The sequence below is a fragment of the Streptomyces sp. NPDC048516 genome, from assembly GCF_043199875.1.
In the GTDB taxonomy this organism is placed as follows: Bacteria; Actinomycetota; Actinomycetes; order Streptomycetales; family Streptomycetaceae; genus Streptomyces.
Window position 1 is genome coordinate 129317 of record NZ_JBICWS010000015.1, and the last position, 17228, is coordinate 146544.

Annotated in this window: 18 protein-coding genes and 1 pseudogene; 9 read left to right on the forward strand and 10 right to left on the reverse strand. The window is 71.3% G+C overall.

Annotation, left to right across the window (positions count from 1 at the left end; translation table 11 throughout):
* Positions 1-164: 164 nt before the first annotated feature.
* Entirely contained in the window at positions 165-1529 is a 1365-nt protein-coding gene (locus ACGFR7_RS27355; RefSeq protein ID WP_393324357.1) for a geranylgeranyl reductase family protein, read from the reverse strand.
* A 77-nt stretch (positions 1530-1606) separates the two neighbouring features.
* Here ACGFR7_RS27355 and ACGFR7_RS27360 point away from each other — a divergent pair, with 77 nt between their 5' ends.
* Positions 1607-2113: a GNAT family N-acetyltransferase gene (locus ACGFR7_RS27360; protein WP_393324548.1), complete on the forward strand. Its 507-nt coding sequence runs from the start codon at positions 1607-1609 to the stop codon at positions 2111-2113.
* Between the two features lie 141 nt (positions 2114-2254).
* On the opposite strand, the gene ACGFR7_RS27365 is transcribed toward ACGFR7_RS27360, so the two are convergent.
* The 6 genes from ACGFR7_RS27365 to ACGFR7_RS27390 all read right to left on the reverse strand — a co-directional run bounded on the left by ACGFR7_RS27365 (position 2255) and on the right by ACGFR7_RS27390 (position 8207).
* A complete protein-coding gene (locus ACGFR7_RS27365; protein WP_393324360.1) occupies positions 2255-2956 on the reverse strand; it encodes a demethylmenaquinone methyltransferase in 702 nt (233 codons plus the stop codon).
* 63 nt (positions 2957-3019) lie between these two features.
* Positions 3020-3658: a hypothetical protein gene (locus ACGFR7_RS27370; protein WP_393324363.1), complete on the reverse strand. Its 639-nt coding sequence runs from the start codon at positions 3656-3658 to the stop codon at positions 3020-3022.
* Positions 3659-3695: 37 nt separating this feature from the next.
* The gene (gene mqnC, locus ACGFR7_RS27375) at positions 3696-4895 is read right to left on the reverse strand and encodes a cyclic dehypoxanthinyl futalosine synthase (RefSeq protein WP_393324366.1); all 1200 of its coding nucleotides are present in this window, start codon (positions 4893-4895) and stop codon (positions 3696-3698) included.
* A 229-nt stretch (positions 4896-5124) separates the two neighbouring features.
* Positions 5125-5643, reverse strand: a complete 519-nt coding sequence (locus tag ACGFR7_RS27380; RefSeq protein ID WP_393324369.1) for a hypothetical protein — start codon at positions 5641-5643, stop codon at positions 5125-5127.
* Positions 5583-7151: a serine/threonine-protein kinase gene (locus ACGFR7_RS27385; protein WP_393324372.1), complete on the reverse strand. Its 1569-nt coding sequence runs from the start codon at positions 7149-7151 to the stop codon at positions 5583-5585. Before ACGFR7_RS27385 ends, ACGFR7_RS27380 begins: the two co-directional genes overlap by 61 nt.
* A 153-nt stretch (positions 7152-7304) precedes the next feature.
* Entirely contained in the window at positions 7305-8207 is a 903-nt protein-coding gene (locus ACGFR7_RS27390; protein ID WP_393324375.1) for a menaquinone biosynthetic enzyme MqnA/MqnD family protein, read from the reverse strand.
* A gap of 249 nt (positions 8208-8456) precedes the next feature.
* Between ACGFR7_RS27390 and ACGFR7_RS27395 the strand changes: the two genes are divergently transcribed.
* From ACGFR7_RS27395 to ACGFR7_RS27415, 5 genes are all read left to right on the forward strand, one after another.
* Positions 8457-8660, forward strand: coding sequence for a cold-shock protein (locus tag ACGFR7_RS27395; protein ID WP_003984261.1), 204 nt, complete (start codon positions 8457-8459; stop codon positions 8658-8660).
* 405 nt (positions 8661-9065) lie between these two features.
* Positions 9066-9203 carry a hypothetical protein gene (locus tag ACGFR7_RS27400; RefSeq protein ID WP_176956267.1) on the forward strand — a complete coding sequence of 46 codons (138 nt, stop codon included), beginning with the start codon at positions 9066-9068 and terminating at the stop codon, positions 9201-9203.
* A gap of 17 nt (positions 9204-9220) precedes the next feature.
* The gene (locus ACGFR7_RS27405) at positions 9221-9532 is read left to right on the forward strand and encodes a hypothetical protein (RefSeq protein ID WP_393324379.1); all 312 of its coding nucleotides are present in this window, start codon (positions 9221-9223) and stop codon (positions 9530-9532) included.
* Between the two features lie 82 nt (positions 9533-9614).
* A complete protein-coding gene (locus ACGFR7_RS27410) occupies positions 9615-9782 on the forward strand; it encodes a hypothetical protein (protein WP_393324563.1) in 168 nt (55 codons plus the stop codon).
* Positions 9779-10159 (forward strand): ATP-binding protein, encoded by a 381-nt coding sequence (locus tag ACGFR7_RS27415; protein ID WP_393324382.1) that lies wholly within the window; start codon positions 9779-9781, stop codon positions 10157-10159. Before ACGFR7_RS27410 ends, ACGFR7_RS27415 begins: the two co-directional genes overlap by 4 nt.
* Positions 10160-10355: 196 nt before the next feature.
* Here ACGFR7_RS27415 and ACGFR7_RS27420 read toward each other — a convergent pair whose 3' ends face one another.
* Together ACGFR7_RS27420 and ACGFR7_RS27425 are read right to left on the reverse strand one after the other, a co-directional pair.
* Positions 10356-12353, reverse strand: coding sequence for an AMP-dependent synthetase/ligase (locus ACGFR7_RS27420; protein WP_393324385.1), 1998 nt, complete (start codon positions 12351-12353; stop codon positions 10356-10358).
* A 607-nt stretch (positions 12354-12960) separates the two neighbouring features.
* Positions 12961-13650, reverse strand: a complete 690-nt coding sequence (locus tag ACGFR7_RS27425) for a TetR/AcrR family transcriptional regulator (protein WP_393324388.1) — start codon at positions 13648-13650, stop codon at positions 12961-12963.
* 271 nt (positions 13651-13921) lie between these two features.
* Here ACGFR7_RS27425 and ACGFR7_RS27430 point away from each other — a divergent pair, with 271 nt between their 5' ends.
* The 3 genes and pseudogenes from ACGFR7_RS27430 (at position 13922) to ACGFR7_RS27440 (ending at position 15488) form a co-directional block, all read left to right on the forward strand.
* Complete coding sequence (locus ACGFR7_RS27430; protein ID WP_393324391.1) at positions 13922-14134, forward strand: hypothetical protein; 213 nt, start codon at positions 13922-13924, stop codon at positions 14132-14134.
* Positions 14131-14397: pseudogene (locus ACGFR7_RS27435) on the forward strand (alpha/beta hydrolase); the annotation flags it as partial. The gene ACGFR7_RS27430 and the pseudogene ACGFR7_RS27435, both read left to right, overlap by 4 nt.
* A 494-nt stretch (positions 14398-14891) precedes the next feature.
* The gene (locus ACGFR7_RS27440; RefSeq protein ID WP_393324566.1) at positions 14892-15488 is read left to right on the forward strand and encodes a hypothetical protein; all 597 of its coding nucleotides are present in this window, start codon (positions 14892-14894) and stop codon (positions 15486-15488) included.
* Between the two features lie 125 nt (positions 15489-15613).
* Here the strand turns inward: ACGFR7_RS27440 and ACGFR7_RS27445 are convergent, their stop codons facing one another.
* Positions 15614-16978, reverse strand: coding sequence for a dicarboxylate/amino acid:cation symporter (locus ACGFR7_RS27445; protein ID WP_393324393.1), 1365 nt, complete (start codon positions 16976-16978; stop codon positions 15614-15616).
* Positions 16979-17228 lie beyond the last annotated feature (250 nt).

Sequence of the window (17228 nt, forward strand, 5' to 3'; positions counted from 1 at the left end):
TCTCCTCAAGGAATCTCGTCGTACCGCGCTGACGGATCCCGGCCGGAGAATGTGACGGGGCGGCCCGGGATGTCTCCCGAACCGCCCGCGGAGCGCTCACCAGGGGCCGGCACCGGGGCCCCCGCCCGGCGCCGGAGCCCCGTGAAGGCCTGCTGCCCTGGCCGTCAGGCCTTCGGCGCGACCTTGCTCAGACCGTTGATGATGCGGTCCATCGCGTCACCGCCCGTGGGGTCGGTGAGGTTGGCGAGCATCTTGAGGGTGAAGCGCATCAGCAGCGGGTGGGTCAGACCGCGCTGGGTGGCGATCTTCATGACCTTGGGGTTGCCGATGAGCTTCACGAAGGCGCGGCCCAGGGAGTAGTAGCCGCCGTAGGTGTCCTTGAGGATCTTCGGGTAGCGCTGCAGGGCCAGTTCGCGCTGCGCGTACGTGGCGCGGGCGTGCGCCTGCACGATGACCTCGGCGGCGATCGCGCCGGACTCCATGGCGTAGGCGATGCCCTCGCCGTTGAACGGGTTGACCAGGCCGCCCGCGTCGCCGACCAGCAGCAGGCCCTTGGTGTAGTGCGGCTGGCGGTTGAAGGCCATGGGGAGCGCCGCGCCGCGGATCGGCCCGGTCATGTTCTCCGGTGTGTAGCCCCAGTCGGCGGGCATCGAGGCGCACCACGCCTTGAGGATCTCGCGCCAGTCCAGCTCCTTGAAGGCGGAACTGGAGTTGAGGATGCCGAGGCCGACGTTGCTGGTCCCGTCGCCCATGCCGAAGATCCAGCCGTAGCCGGGCAGCAGCCGGTCCTGGGCGCCGCGGCGGTCCCACAGCTCCAGCCAGGACTCCAGGTAGTCGTCGTCGTGCCGGGGCGAGGTGAAGTACGTCCGCACGGCCACGCCCATGGGGCGGTCCTCGCGCCGGTGCAGCCCCATGGCCAGGGAGAGCCGGGTGGAGTTGCCGTCGGCGGCGACCACGAGCGGGGCGTGGAAGGTGACCGGGGTCTTCTCCTCGCCGAGCTTGGCGTGCACGCCGGTGATGTGGCCGGTCAGCTCGTTGACGATCGGCGCCCCCACATTGCAGCGCTCGTGGAGCCGCGCGCCGGCCTTCTGCGCCTGCCGGGCCAGCTGCTCGTCGAAGTCGTCGCGCTTACGGACCAGCCCGTAGTCGGGATACGAGGCCAGATCCGGCCAGTCGAGCTGGAGACGGGAGCCGCCGCCGATGATCCGCAGGCCCTTGTTGCGCAGCCAGCCCGCTTCTTCGGAGATGTCGATCCCCATCGCGACCAGCTGCTTGGTGGCGCGCGGGGTCAGCCCGTCACCACAGACCTTCTCGCGCGGGAACGCGGTCTTCTCCAGAAGGAGCACGTCCAGACCGGACTTGGCGAGGTGGTAGGCGGTCGCCGAGCCGGCGGGCCCGGCGCCGACGACGATCACGTCCGCGCTGTGCTCCGAGCGGGCGCTGGTCACGGAATCGGTCACGGACGCGGACTCGGTCACGGTGCTGTCTCCCGGAAGTCGATATCTGGATTTCTGGGTGCCGACCGGCACCGGGCACGTCAGTCTATGGGGGTCGTGGTGATCAGAACCTGAAGGGTTGTGCCGTGAGGACTGTGAACACCCCGCCCGTGGACCGGCCGCTTCCCGCCGTCGAACTGCGCGTGCCCACCGATGAGGACGCGATGAACTGGCACCGGGTCTTCAACGACCCGGACGTCATGGAATTCCACGGCGGCACACCGGCCGAACTCTCCGTCTACGAGGAGCTCACCGCGCGCCAGCGCAGGCACCACGCGGAGCGCGGATTCTGCCTGTACACACTGGTGGATCCGGCGGACGGCGCGGTCCTCGGCTTCGCCGGCGCCCAGCCGTGGCCGTGGGAATGGGGCCCGGCGGGCGAGATCGAGATCGGCTGGCGGCTGGGGCGCGCCTCCTGGGGCAAGGGCTACGCCACCGCGGCGGCGCAGGCGGCGCTGGCGGCCGTCCGCGCGGCCGGCGTCCGCCGTGTGGTCGCCTTGGTGGACGCGCGGAACGAGCGGTCGATCGCGGTGACCCGGCGGCTGGGAATGCGGCGGGCGGAGACCGTGCTCACGCCCGCGCAACGGACGGCGCACTGCCACCGCCTGGAGGTGTGAGCGACCGGCGGGGGCGGGGCCGGGCGGCGCGACGGGGCCGGCGGCCGGCGTCAGCCCCCGGCCGTCAGCCCGCCGTCAGCCCCCGGTCGTCAGCCCGCCGTCAGCCCCCGGCCGTCAACTCCTGGCCGTCAGGCCTCGCCGTCAGCTCCCGGCCGGCTTGCGCCCCCGGTGCATCGCCACGATGCCGCCGGTCAGATTGCGCCAGGCCACCTCGGTCCAGCCCACGCCCTGCAGCCGGGCGGCGAGTTCGGGCTGGTTCGGCCAGGTGCGGATGGACTCGGCGAGATAGACGTAGGCGTCCGGGTTGCTGCTGACCGCGCGGGCGACCGGCGGCAGCGCACGCATCAGGTACTCGGTGTAGACGGTCCTGAACGGCGCCCAGGTCGGCTCGCTGAACTCGCAGATCACGACCCGGCCGCCGGGCTTGGTGACCCGGTACAGCTCGGCCAGCGCGGCGTCGGTGTCCTGGATGTTGCGCAGCCCGAAGGAGATGGTGACGGCGTCGAACACCCCGTCCGCGAACGGCAGCCGGGTGCCGTCACCGGCCGTGAACGGCAGCCACGGATGCCGCTTCTTGCCCTCCCCCAGCATGCCGACGGAGAAATCGCACGGCACGACGTACGCGCCGGTGCGCGCGAACGGCAGCGAGGAGGTACCCGTACCGGCCGCGAGGTCGAGCACCCGCTCGGCGGGCCGGGCGGCCACCGCACGGTCCACCTCCTTGCGCCACAGCCGCGCCTGCCCCAGGGAGAGCACGTCGTTGGTGAGGTCGTACCGTGCCGCCACGTCGTCGAACATCGCGGCGACTTCGTGCGGCTGCTTGTCCAGGGATGCTCGGGTCACCCGGCCATTGTCCACCGTGCCGGGGGCCGCGCCCGCACCGGGCACGGCCCGGCACGCCCGCCGTCAGCGGCGGCGGTACACCAGACGGCCGGCGAGGACGGTGGCCAGGCACGATCCGGCCCCGTGCAGCCGTAGCGCGCGGGCCGGCGGCTCGTCGACCGGTACGTCGAAGACCGCGAGGTCCGCCGGCCGGCCCTCGGCAAGGTCGCCGCCCAGCACCGCGCTCAGCGGCTGCACGGCAAAGACGTCGAGCGTGGCCGCGACTTCGCGCCCCTCCCGTGGAGCGTGCACCCGCAGGCCTGAGCGCGCCACGGCCGTGCGCACCGGCGTCCGGTGGAAGGGCCCGGCCACCGCCGTCGTGCCGTGCTGGAGCATGCGCTGCAAGCCGCGCCGGGCGCTCGCGCCCCAGCGCGCGTCGTCCATCGGGAGCGCCGCGAGCGCGTCGCCGGTGAGCGGTTCGGTGCCGAGCTCGTCGGCTTCCCGCGGATCCGGGTGGTAGGCCGCTTCGAGCAGCGCCACCGCCTGGTGATTGACCAGCCCGGGCGTCATCAGCCCGGGCCAGCGCCGCACCCTGGCCTGCGGCCACGCGGCCGTCATCCGCTCCAGCGTCCCGACGCCCGCGATCACACCACCGTCGACGGCCACCGCGTCACACCGTGGACCGGCCCCGGACACCGCGTCGGCTGCGTGAATCGTCAGCACGGCCGCTCAGCTCACTTCCGACGCCGCCGCAGGGCGCTCAGTTGGCCTCGACGAGCTTCAGCTCCGGATGCGCCGTGCCGCCCTCGATCGCCGTCGACGACAGATGCGAGACGACCTTGTCGTCGACCGGGTCGTTGGCCGGGTCGTCGTGGACGAGCAGGTGCTCGTACGTGGTCGCGCGCTGCGCAGGGACCCGGCCCGCCTTGCGGATCAGGTCGATGATCTCCATGCGGTTCGAGCGGTGCTTGGCACCGGCGGAGGAGACGACGTTCTCCTCCAGCATGATCGAGCCCAGGTCGTCCGCGCCGTAGTGCAGCGACAGCTGGCCGATCTCCTTGCCGGTGGTCAGCCACGAGCCCTGGATGTGCGCGACGTTGTCGAGGAAGATCCGGCCGATGGCGATCATGCGCAGGTACTCGAAGAGGGTGGCCTGCGTCTGGCCCTTCAGGTGGTTGTTCTCCGGCTGGTAGGTGTACGGGATGAAGGCGCGGAAGCCGCCCGTACGGTCCTGGACGTCCCGGATCATCCGCAGATGCTCGATCCGCTCGGCGTTGGTCTCGCCCGTGCCCATGAGCATGGTGGAGGTGGACTCGACGCCCAGCCGGTGGGCCGCCTCCATGATCTCCAGCCAGCGCTCGCCGGACTCCTTCAGGGGCGCGATGGCCTTACGGGGGCGGGCGGGCAGGAGTTCGGCACCGGCGCCCGCGAAGGAATCCAGGCCGGCGGCGTGGATACGCGAGATCGCCTCCTCGGCCGACACCTTGGAGATCCGGGCCATGTGCTCGATCTCGGAGGCACCGAGGGAGTGGATGACCAGCTGCGGGAACGCCTTCTTGATGGCGGAGAAGTGCTCTTCGTAGTACTCGACGCCGTAGTCCGGGTGGTGGCCGCCCTGGAACATGATCTGGGTGCCGCCCAGTTCGACGGTCTCCGCGCAGCGGCGCAGGATGTCGTCGAGATCGCGGGTCCAGCCCTTGGCGGTGTCCTTGGGCGCGGCGTAGAAGGCGCAGAACCTGCAGGCCGTCACGCACACATTGGTGTAGTTGATGTTGCGCTCGATGATGTACGTCGCGATGTGCTCGGTGCCGGCGTAGCGGCGGCGGCGCACGGCGTCGGCGGCCTGGCCCAGCGCATGCAGCGGAGCGGAGCGGTACAGGTCGAGCGCTTCCTGTGGCGTGATGCGGCCGCCCTGCGCGGCGCGGTCGAGTACGGACTGGAGGTCGGCGTTCTCGGTCACCGGGGCGTCCCTTTCGCAGGCGGGCATCACGAACTGAACCAGCGTACGTCAGGGGTACGACAGCCTCGCCGCCGGTCAGCCGGGCGGCCGGGGTTGCGATGGCCGGGGGCCCGACGGCGGCCGGGGCGGCGGCGGTCGGCGCCGGTCGGCGAGCGAGCGGCGCCCGGGGCCGCCGCGACGGAACAGCGCCCCGTCGCGGCGGCCCCGGCCGGCCCGTCCCGGCCCTGCGTCAGCGCCTGGTCAACGTCGCCTTCGGCGTGCCACCCGCGTCGTCCTGCGAGGAGAAGGCGAGCGTGCCGCCCTTGCCGAGCGCGTACGTCACACGGGACTTGTTGCCCGTACAGCCGGGCCCCTGCTTGCCGTCCGGCCGTTCCATGAGCACCAGCCGCCGCGCCGTGGCCGACTCCAGCTTCGCCTTCGCCTGACACTTCACCAGCACCGCGTCGTAGGTGGTGTGGATGACGTAGTCGCCTTTGCCGCCGGGCTTGATGACGCTGGTGATCGTGCCGTTGGGGATGCCGTGCACCGTGGTGACGCTGCCCGTCCAGGTGCCGAGGAAGGCCTTGGCCACCGTGGCGGGTCCGGCCGCGTCCCCCGGTCCGGTGGGCCGGGACGTCGGCGCATCGCCGGCCGGCGGCTTGGCGCCCGGCTGCGCCCCGCTGTCCGTGCCGCCGCCTCCGCCCGGCATCAGATGGAAGACGAACCCGGCCGTCGTGGCGGCGGCGAGCGCACCGGCCACCGACAGCACCAGTGTGCACTCATCCGCCGCGGCCGGCCCGGGCCGCCGGCCGCGGCGGACAGCGCGATCCGCCGTTCGTTGGACGCGGCAGGCGGTGCCCCGGTGGGCAGGTCGGCGAGGCCGGAGGCGGACGGCGGACGGCCCGGGCCGGTGGCCGCGAAGTGGCCGGCACCGGCCGTCACGGGGTGGCTGCCGTCCGCCGCGGGGTGCCCGTGACCGGCGGCCGCGGAGGATGCCGCGGCCCCGGCCACCGGCCAGGGCGGCGGCCGCGGCGGAGGGCCGGGCGGCTGACCGGGGAGGCCGGCGGCGCCCGGCGGCGGGCCGGGCGGACCGGGCGGACCGGCCGGAAGCGGACTCTCGAACGGCACCAGCCCGGACGCCGCGTCGTAGGTCGGGCCCGACGCCCCGGACCCCGCGCCGTAGGGGTGATCCATCGCCGCAGCTGAGGCATCCGCCGGCCCGTACGAGGTATTCGACGGCCCGTACGAGGGATCCGCCGGCCCGAACGCCCCACCCGGAGCCGTTCCCGCCCCACCCGCCGGCGCTCCCGCCCCACCACCGCCCGCCCCCGTCGACACCCCTGCCGCGCCCCCGGCTGCCGTCCCCTCCCCCGCATCCAGATTCAGCAGCTCGACGGCCTGCCGGCTGACCCGCTCGACCAGCGGGCCGGGCAGCCACCCGGCCCGCACCAGACCCGCCGCGCCCCCGCTCCCCTCCCCCGCGAGACGGGCCGCCAACGCCTCCGGGGCGGGCCGGTCCGCAGGATCCTTGGCAAGCGCGCCGGCCACCGACTCCCGCAGGTCACCCGTGAGCCCGGAGCCCAACTCGGGCTCCTCGTGCACGACCTTGTAGAGCAGGGCGGCGGAGGAGTCACCCGAGAACGGACTGAGGCCGGTCGCCGCAAAAGCCAGCACCGCACCGAGCGAGAAGACATCCGCGGCGCCCGTGGCCCCCTTGCCCAGGATCTGCTCGGGCGCCATATAACCGGGCGACCCCACCGAGACCCCGGTCGAGGTCAGCGACGCGGTGCCCGCCATGGCCCGCGCGATCCCGAAGTCGATCAGCAGCGGCCCGTCCAGCGTCAGCAGCACATTGGACGGCTTGACGTCCCGGTGCACCAGCCCGAGCGCATGCACCGCGGCCAGCGCCTCGGCCAGCCCGGCGCCCAGCGCCCGTACGGAGTGCTCCGCCAGCGGTCCGAAGTCGGCGACGGCCTGCGCGAGCGAGGGGCCCGCGGCGTAGCCGGTGGCGACCCAGGGCACGGCCGCGTCCGGGTCGGCGTCCAGCACCGGGGCGGTCCAGGCGCCGCCCACCCGCCGCGCCGACTCGATCTCGCGCCGGAACCGCGCACGGAACTGGTCGTCCGCGGCGAAATGCGCATGGACGACCTTCACCGCGACGGTGCGGCCGCCCGCGCTGCGCCCGAGGTAGACCCGCCCCATCCCGCCCGCGCCCAGCCGGCCCAGCAGCCGGTACCCGCCCAGGACCCGTGGATCATCCGCTGCCAACGCCTCCATGGCGCCTCCCCCTCGATACGGCGCCCCCAGCTTATGACCCGGGCCCTGCCGGGTCTCAGCACTCCGTACCCGCCCGAAGGCGCCCGTGCCGCACCGCCCCGGGGCAAGGGCAACGCCACGGGCCGAGACGACGCACCCGCCGCCCCGTCCTGGCTACTGGCCGGCCGGCCGCTCCAGCAGCGACACCTTCACATCGGCCGGGAACCCGGTCGTCGGCCCGACCCGCCGGGCGAATTCCGTGACACCGCCCAGTTGCTCGGGCCCGAAGCGGAAGTCGAGCGTGGTGAAGTACCGCTCCAGGACCGGCTCGTCGAAGGTCTCCCAGCGCGCCGCCTGCTCGGCGACCTTGGCGACCTCCTCCAGCGACAGATCACGCGACGCGAGAAACGCCTCGTGCACCTTGCGCACCACGGCCGGCTCACGCTCCAGGTACTCGCGCCGGGTCGCCCAGACGGCGAAGACGAACGGCAGGCCCGTCCAGTCCTTCCACATCTGGCCCAGGTCGTGCACCGCCAGGCCCAGCCGCGGCCCGTCGTGCAGATTGGCGCGCAGCGCGGCGTCACCGATCAGCACCGCCGCGTCCGCCTCCTGCATCATCAGGCCGAGATCAGGGGGGCAGGTGTAGTAGTCGGGCCGCACGCCGACCTTCTCGGCCAGCAGCAGCTGGGCCAGCCGTACGGACGTACGCGAGGTCGAACCGAGTGCGACCCGGGCACCGTCGAGCTGGTCCAGCGGCTTCTGCGAGACGATCACGCACGACATCACCGGGCCGTCGCAGCCCACCGCGAGGTCGGGGAAGGCGACGAGGTCGTCGGCGGCACGCAGGAATTCCACGAGGGTGACCGGCGCGATGTCCAGCTCCCCGCGGACCAGCTGCTCGCTGAGCTTCTCCGGCGTGTCCTTGGTGAGGTCCAGATCGAGCAGGGTGCCCGTACGGGCGAGGCCCCAGTAAAGGGGCAGGCAGTTCAGGAACTGGATGTGGCCCACTCGCGGCCGGCTGCGACGGCGGCCGGCGTCGGCTCCCGCGGGTGCGTCTGAGAAGGTTGAATTGTCCACATGCGGAGGCTAGACCTGTGTCCCCGGGGGCGGAGCGGCGGGGCGGCGTATGGACGTTAGTGCCATCGGTTAAACGTGATCTTTGGCTCTTCCGCCTCAGGAGCAGCACATGCTACGCTCAGCGCAAGTTGCAGTTTGGTTTCCCTTGCAGTACAGAGCCTGCGGAGCATGTGACCCCGCAGGCTCTTGTAGTTTCAGACTTCTTTGCAGGTTCTGGAGCAGGGCAACCCTTTGGCCCAAGGAGGGCTTATGGCTACCGGAACCGTCAAGTGGTTCAACGCTGAAAAGGGCTTCGGCTTCATCGCCCAGGACGGCGGCGGCCCGGATGTCTTCGTCCACTACTCGGCGATCAACGCCTCTGGCTTCCGCTCCCTGGAGGAGAACCAGCAGGTGAACTTCGACGTCACGCAGGGCCCGAAGGGTCCGCAGGCGGAGAACGTCACGCCGGTCTAAGTTGCCCGGCCCGGAATTCCTTCCAGGTCGCCCCTAAGCAGTACCCAAGGAGCCTCGCTCCGCCACTTCGGTGGCGAGCGGGGCTCCTGCCTTTTGTTTGCCACGATTCAAATGGCGACTACATGAAGTTTTGCCGCCGACCGCCCGATGCACCCGAATGGCGGGCGCAAAACGGAATTGCTGCGGCATTCAGAGCGCAGGCCCGTGCACCCACGCCGGGTACTTTTCGTGCCGCACCAAGGCGCGGGGAATGCCGGAGGCGAACGGGAGCCGTGGCGCGCGGACCACGCCCCGCCGGCACTGCGCGCGGACCACGCTCCGCCGACGCCGCCGGGGCACCGCCCATGACGAAGTGATCACGGAAAGTGCTCACATGACAACATGGAGCGGCCTATCTTGGGCAAGATGAGCGAGGACATGCCCCCACAGAAGCCCTGCCCCGACTGTGGCGGCCAAGGCACCGTGGAGTGGGAGACGCCGATGGGCGATGCGGTCACCACGCAGTGTTCCGGGTGCGGTGGCACCGGAACCGTCCTGGCGTAGAGGAGGCGGAGGCAGGCATGGCGGCCTTCGAGAGGAACGGCAAGCCGGTCGGCCTGGACGCGCAGTACGTCGGCCGGCTTCCGTGCGCGACCTGCGGGATACGGTCGATGAAACTGCCCGGCCAGCAGGGCGGGTTGTGCATCCCCTGTTATGCGGAGGAGTGCGTGACCGCGGGGCGGCGGGCGGCGACGGCCGGCGCGTGGGTGACGGCCAGCTTTGTGGGCGACCCGTGCCTGGCATGCGGGTCGCGGTCCGTGGACGCCAACGGCTGGGCGTTCTGGTGCAACTCGTGTGAGATGCAGACGGCGGTGGCCCTGCCCCCTCAGTGAGGCCCCTCGCAGCGGGGGCACACGGGCAGGGTGACGTTGCCGGGCGCGCCCTCAGACGCCGAGCGAGTCGGCTTTGACGGCCGTGACGAAGCGGCTCCAGGCGGCGGCGGAGACGTTGCCGTCGCTCGGGGTCGACCTGCCGGGGTTTGCCGGCAGTTACGCGGTCCCGCTCGTCGCGCTCGGTAACTGCAATTCGGCCACCGCTCGCAAGCTGGCCGAGGCGCTTCGCAAGGCGGCGGCCGCGCGGTGAGCACGCCTTCCGGGCCGCTCACGCTGGAGCTGCTTGCCCTCCCCAAGGAGGTGCCCGGGCTCCGGCGCATCGTGCGCGAGCACCTGGGCGGGCCGTGCGCCGAGGTCCAGCTCTGCGTCAGCGAAATAGTGGGACATGTGATCCGGCATGTCGGGGAGGGCACCCCGGTCGTCGTCCGCATCAGCCCCATGGCAGCCGGCCGTACCCGGGTGGAGGTCACCGATCAGGGCGCGCGGGCTCTGCCGGTACTGCTGCGGGCGGGTGGCGACGACGAATACGGGCGGGGCCTGGCGCTGATGGATGTTGTCTCGCTGCGGTGGGGTGTGCGGCAGGAGGGCGGCCAAAAGACCGTCTGGTGCGAAATCGGCCGGCCGTAACACCGTCGGTGCGAAATCGGCCGAGCGTGACACCGTCGGTGCGAGGTCGGCGGGCTGCAAGATCGTCCGGCTTGTGCGAGGTCGGCCACCCGTAAAACGGCGCGACAGCGCACGTCAGACCCCGTGCCACCTCCCCCACAGAGGTGACACGGGGTTCCAGTTTGACGCGCCGAGGGCTCGGGCTCCAGAGCAGGGGTCACCTGCTTTCGTAAAGGCCCGCTATGTCTTTGGCGAAATCGCGGGTGACGGCGGCGCGACGGAGCTTCAGGGACGGGGTGAGATGCCCGGTTTCCTCGGTGAAATCCACCGGGAGGACGGCGAACCTGCGAATGGATTCGGCCCGGGAGACCAGTTCGTTGGCCTCGTCGACGGCGCGCTGGAGGTCGGCGAGCAGGATCTCGTCGTGGACCAGGCGTTCCAGCGGCAGATTCTGCTTCTTGTTCATCTGGCACCAGTGTGCGAGGCCGTCCGGCTCCAGAGTGATCAGGGCGGTGATGTAAGGGCGGTTGTCGCCGGTGACCAGGCACTGGCCGACGAGGGGGTGTGAGCGGAGGCGGTCCTCCAGAGGGGCCGGGGCAACGTTCTTGCCGCCCGTGGTCACCAGGATCTCCTTCTTACGGCCGGTGATGGTGAGGTAGCCGTCGGCGTCGAGGGCACCGAGGTCGCCGGTGGCCAGCCAGCCCTGGTCGGTGACGGGGCGGGCCGCGCCGAGGGCCGCGTCCCAGTAGCCGGAGAAGACATGGCCGCCGCGGACCAGGATCTCGCCGTCCTCGGCGATGCGTACCGCGCTGCCGGGCAGCGGCCAGCCGACCGTGCCGATGCGGGGACGCAGGGGCGGGGTGACGGTCGTCGCGGCCGTCGTCTCCGTCAGGCCGTAGCCCTCGAAGATCTCGATGCCGGCGCCGGTGTAGAAGGCGGCGAGGCGGTGGCCGAGGGGCGAGCCGCCGCTGAGGATGTAGCGGACCTTGCCGCCGAGGGCCGCGCGGATACGGCGGTAGACGAGCGGGTCGTAGAACTTGCGGGCGGCCTTGAGAGCGACCCCGGGGCCGGAGCCCGTCCCGTGCTCCTTGGCTTCCACCGCTTCGCCGTACGAGCGGGCGATACGCGCCGCGCGGTCGAAGGAGGCGGCGCGGCCCATCTTCTCCGCGGTGGCCCGGCCCGTGTTGTAGACCTTCTCCAGGACGTACGGGATGCCGAGGAGGAAGGTCGGCCGGAAACCTGCCAGGTCGGTCAGCAGGTCGTCGGTCTGGAGGCTGGGGGCGTGGCCGAGGCGGACCCGGGCGCGCAGGGCACCGACGGCGACCATGCGGCCGAAAACGTGCGAGAGCGGCAGGAAGAGGAGGGTGGAGGCGGGCTCCTCGCTGACCGACTTGAAGACGGGGTGGAGCAGTTCGACGGCGTTGTCGACCTCGGCGAAGAAGTTGGCGTGGGTGAGGGCGCAGCCCTTGGGGCGGCCGGTGGTGCCCGAGGTGTAGATGAGCGTGGCGAGGTCGTACGGGCCGGTGGCGGCACGGCGCTCGTCCACCACCGAGTCCGGCAGGGCGCGGCCCTCGGCGACGAGTTGGGCGACGGCGCCGGTGTTGAACTGCCAGAGGTGGTCGAGGCCGGGAAGCTCGGCGCGCAGGCCGCTGATCAGGCGGGTCTCCTCGACGTTCTCCACGACGCAGGCGCGGGCGCCGGAGTCGTGCAGGATCCATTGCGCCTGGCGGGCGGAGGACGTCGGGTAGAGGGGGACGGTGACCAGGCCTGCCGCCCAGGCGGCGAAGTCGATGAGGGTCCACTCGTAGGTCGTACGGGCCATGATCGCGAGCCGGTCGCCCGGGCGGAGACCGTACGCGACCAGCCCCTTGGCGACCGCGCGCACCTCGACGGCGAACTCCGCCGCGGTGATGTCGCGCCAGGTGCCGCTGGGCTGCTTACGTGCCAGGACGACGTCGGCGGGGGCCTCGACGGCGTTGACGAACGGGAGGTCGCCGAGCGAGCCGCTGTGGACGGGCGGGGCCAGTGGGGGGACGGAGACCTCCCGGACCGTGCCGTCGATCAGGGTCTTTTCCGGCTCCACGAGGGCGGGGGCGGGGGCGGGGGCGGGGTGCGGGCCGGTGGAGTCGGTGGGGCCGGTAGCGGCAGTGGCGGCAGTGGGGGTGTCGGCCGGGTGGGTGGGTGAGGCGGGGGCTGCACTTTCCTGGTTGGACACGAGTGGGTCCTCGTTTCTCCTGTGGAGTGCGGGGAGGGGGCAGGAGGGGGAAGGCGGGGTGCGGATACGGGGGCCGGAACGCCGGCCCGGCGTTCCGGGGGCCCGCATCGGGGCAGCGGCAGACCAAGCCCGTGCCCGGCCTGTCCCATGGGGGTCGGACTGCCGGGCGTCATCGCGGCGTTGGCGTCGTCAGATCCGGACACCGGCTGGAGCAGGATGCGTTATGGCCGGCGCGGGCACGGCGATAAACCCCGGCAGCGGAAGGCCCGCACCCGGCGTGGGAATCCCTGGAACACGTCCTCGCCCCAGCTTCTGACCTGACAGTAACCTTACTTCGAGGTAAAGCTACGCCAGGGCCGGGAGTTGGCCAATGGCCGTCACTCCCCTGATCTCGGCAATTCCGGGGCCGGCCATCCCTCCGTGCCGTTCCGGCTGCCCTCGGCCGCCCCTCGGCCGCCCCTCGGCGGCCACTTCGTCCGCCGCAGCCCCAACCGTTCCGATTTGCCGCCGCCCGGGCGCCGCCGCCCACGCACCGCCGCCCGGCGGCCGGGGCACCCGGCGCCCGCCCGGCCGACCGGCCCCGCCGGCCGTACCTGCACTACTTGCCCTACCTGCCCTGTCGGCCGACGAGTCCGCCCGGCGCCCACCGTTCGCCCGCCATCAGCCGACTGAGGCCCGCCCAGACGAAGTTCATCATCGTGGCCGCCGCGTCCCGCGCCGACGGATGCTCGCGCTCGCCCGAAGGGCCCTCGCCCGTACGGACATTGGCCCACTCGGCGAGGGATTCGGCCGCACCGACCAGGGCATGGGCAAGCCCGGCGACCTCCTGTTCGGCCAGTTCGCCGACACAGCCCGCTTCCTTCGCGGCCGCACCGATCAGCTCCGTCACACGTGCGACGATCTCCGCCCGCACCACGGCCACTTCGCGCGCGAACGGCTCGCCGTGCGTCCGTGCCTGCTGATGGAGTATGGCCCAGCCGTGCGGATGCTCGGCGGTGTGCGCGAAGAACCCGCGCAGACCGCCCCACAGCTGCCGGTCGGGCGTCGCCCCCGGCTCGACGGCCGCCGTCACCGCCGCCACCAGCGCCTCCGACTCCCGTCGGATTACCGCGCTGAACAGGTCTTCCTTCGAGTTCAGGTAGAGATAGACCAGCGGCTTGGAGACCCCCGCCGCCTCGGCGACCTCGTCCATCGAAGCCGCCGAGTAACCACGCCGTGCGAACGTCAGCACCGCGGCGTCCAGCATCTGCTGCTCCCGGACCGCGCGCGGCACCCGCTTGCTCTTCACAGCTCCCACCCTGAATGTCCCTCCATCCCGCCCCTTTACTGCAAAGTAAGTTTACGATCTTCGCCTCCTGCTCCCACTTCCTTGACGCGTTCGCGCCATAAAGAGACGACATGTACCGTCGCGCAAGCTGGGCTGTCCGCGGACCCGATATCCGGGCGACCCGACACCCGTGGAGCCGACGCCCGTGGAGCCGACGCCCGTGGAGCCATGCCCGTGGCCCCGGTCCCCCTGGAGGTCGGCCCTTTGCAGCAACTCGTCGACGCCGCCCCGGCATCCGTATGTGGACCGAGGCCGAGCGCGCCGCCGCCGATGCGGCCCCCTGCTGCTGATCACGGGGGCCCAGGCCACTGGCATCGGCCGGCCGGAGCCCCTGGTCGAGGCACTTGCCGCACACCACCGGGTCACCCGTGACGACCGCCGCGACACCGGCCGCTCCACCTGGCCCTTCGAGGAGCAGAGCCGTACCGGATCGCCGATCTCGCCGATGACGTGATCGCGGTACGGGACGGACGGGGAATCGGCCGGGCCCATGTGGTCGGCATGTCATTGGGCGGCATGCTGGCCCAGATGGCGCTCGCCGACCACCCCGACCGACTGCTCAGCGCCACTCTCATCAGCACCGCCGCCCTCAGCAGCACCCCGTACACCCGACCCGACGGCAGCACGGTGCCGGCCGACGAGCCGCCGGGCATCGCACCCGAGGTCCTGGAGCCATGGGCCCGTCCGGTCGAGGATCACGGCCGGACGACCGAGGCACAGCGCCGGCTCGAACACTGGCGGGTAGTCGCCGGTGCCCAACTTCCTTCCGACACCGAGTATTTCCATGCCTTTGAGCACCGAGGCACGCGCCGATCCGTCCACGAAACCCACGCCGCCGAAGACAAGGAATTCAACGACCAGGTGGCGAAGCAGGGCAGGCTCGTGAACAGGGTCACCATGATAGCCACCGGTTCAATTCCGGGGAATGCCGGCAACATCGGCGGAAACATCATCAACCATGGCATAAATGAAATAACCGAAAACACCATGGCTCGCCTCAGGCACGACACCACCACAGCCCGCGCAATACGAAGCCGGCCAGAAATACACTCAGGGGAGGGAAGCCGCACAGGACTCGGCGCGTGCAGCCGTCGAACAGGCCGCCGAACGCGGCCACTTCAATCAGTCCACCACGAGGGACCTGACGGATGCCGCCTCGGACGCCGCCATGGACGGACACACCTCGGGTGCGCAGTGGGAGGATGCTCGTCATGGCTGATCAGGTGTCCGATCCTTGTGACACCACCACACATGCGCCGGCATGGCGGAAAACAGTGGCATCGGCTGCCGCCATGTTCTCGCTCGCCTTGCTCGCGTCCGGTTGCGGAGCGCCGAAGATCAACTACGCCATACCGAGCAGCCTTTGCGACATTCCCGTCAGCCGGGACCTGCTTCGCCCCCTCTTCCCCCCGGGAGACCGGATCGAGTTCGACGGTGACTCTTTCCCTGACGACGGGAAGGCGACGTCTTTCTGCCAGTACTACGTTGACGGGAATGCCGCGCTGTCAGTGGAGGCGCGAAGGAGCTCGGAGAACGGCACCGCGGAAGAACGCGTGAGACGCTTCGCCAGCCATGCGCACCTCAAGTTCTGGGCGCGACCTGACGGGCACACCGCCGGCTACTCCGGAAGCGCCTTCGGGACCAGCCGCTGTTCCGGAACTCCGTCCGACAGCCACGGCCAGCCGGCCCGCACCTTCGCGCTGGAGATCTCCGTCAATCACTTCACCAGCACGAACGAGCTGCGCCCCAGGCTGGAAAAGATCATGGACACCCTGCTTCCCAAGGCGGCTCACGCCAGAGGCTGCTGACCCCTGCCATGGAGAGCAGACAATGGCGGCGCCCCCAGCCGACAAGGCTGGGGGCGCCGCCGTATCTGCCGGACTCTCCGCCGGCAGTGGCCGGGCCTGGCTGCTGGGCGTGCCCGCGAGGCTCGCTATCCGGCAACCACCGTGGCCGGGACCACGACCTGCTGTTCGGCCGGCTCGACATCGCCACCGGCGAGACCGGTGCTCTTGGCGCCGTTGTACGCCTCGCGGTCCAGGATCTTCTCCCTGGCGGACACCAGGATCGGGATGACCGACTGGCCGGCCACGTTGGTGGCCGTGCGCATCATGTCCAGGATCGGGTCGATGGCCATCAGCAGGCCGACGCCCTCCAGGGGCAGGCCCAGCGTGGAGAGGGTCAGCGTCAGCATCACCGTCGCGCCGGTCAGGCCGGCGGTGGCGGCGGAACCGATGACGGAGACGAAGGCGATCAGGACGTAGTCGCCGATGCCGAGGGGGACGTCGAAGATCTGGGCGATGAAGATCGCGGCGATCGCCGGGTAGATCGAGGCGCAGCCGTCCATCTTGGTCGTCGAGCCGAACGGCACCGCGAAGGAGGCGTACTCGCGCGGCACGCCGAGGCGCTCGGTGACCTGCTGGGTGACCGGCATGGTGCCGACCGAGGAGCGGGAGACGAAGGCCAGCTGGATGGCGGGCCAGGCGCCGCGGAAGAACTGCAGCGGGTTGACCTTGGCGACGGTCGACAGCAGCAGCGGGTAGACGCCGAAGAGGACGAGCGCGCAGCCGACGTAGATGTCGACGGTGAAGGTCGCGTACTTGCCGATCAGGTTCCAGCCGTACGTCGCGATGGCGTTGCCGATGAGGCCGACGGTGCCGATCGGGGCGAGGCGGATGACCCACCACAGGGCCTTCTGGAGCAGTTCGAGGACCGAGCGGCTGATCGTGAGGACCGGCTCGGCCTTCTCGCCGAGCTGGAGCGCCGCGATGCCGGCCACGGCGGCCATGAAGACGATCTGCAGGACGTTGAGCTCGGTGAACGGCGTGATGATGTCGGTGGGGACGATGCCGGTCAGGAAGTCGATCCAGGAGCCCGCGTGGTCGGGGAGCTTGCCGTCCTTCGGGGTCAGCCCGGTGCCCGCGCCCGGGTTCGTGAGCAGGCCGATCGCCAGGCCGATCGCGACGGCGATCAGCGAGGTGGCCATGAACCACAGCAGCGTGCGGGTGGCGAGCCGGGCGGCGTTGTTGACCTGCCGCAGATTGGTGATCGACACCAGGATCGCGAAGAAGACCAGCGGGGCCACGGCGAGCTTCAGCAGCTGGACGAAGAGGTCGCCGATGTGCTGCAGCGTGGTGGTGAGCCAGCCGACGTCACCGCTCTTGGCGATCCAGCCGAGCAGCACGCCCAGGGCGAGGCCGGCCAGGATCTGCACCCAGAACGGGACCTTGGGTATGCGGGAGGACTTCGGGGTCCGGGAAGCCTGTGAGGGCTCGGCGGTCTCGGCAGACGTGGACAACGGACACACTCCGGGGGCAGGGGAGACGTCGGGGACGTCAAGGACGGCGGGACGGCGCAAGGAAGCCGCGTCAGGGAGGAGAGCGGCTGCAGGGCAGACGCGACGGGGGCCTCTCCCGCCCGGAGGGGTCAGGGAGAAGATCTCCAGCCGCTGGGGAAGGCGGTCAGCGGCGGCAACAGGCCGCGGACATACAGCGGCAGAGATCGACGTGCAGGCGCGCCACGAGCGGAGTGCTCCTGGGGAACGAGGG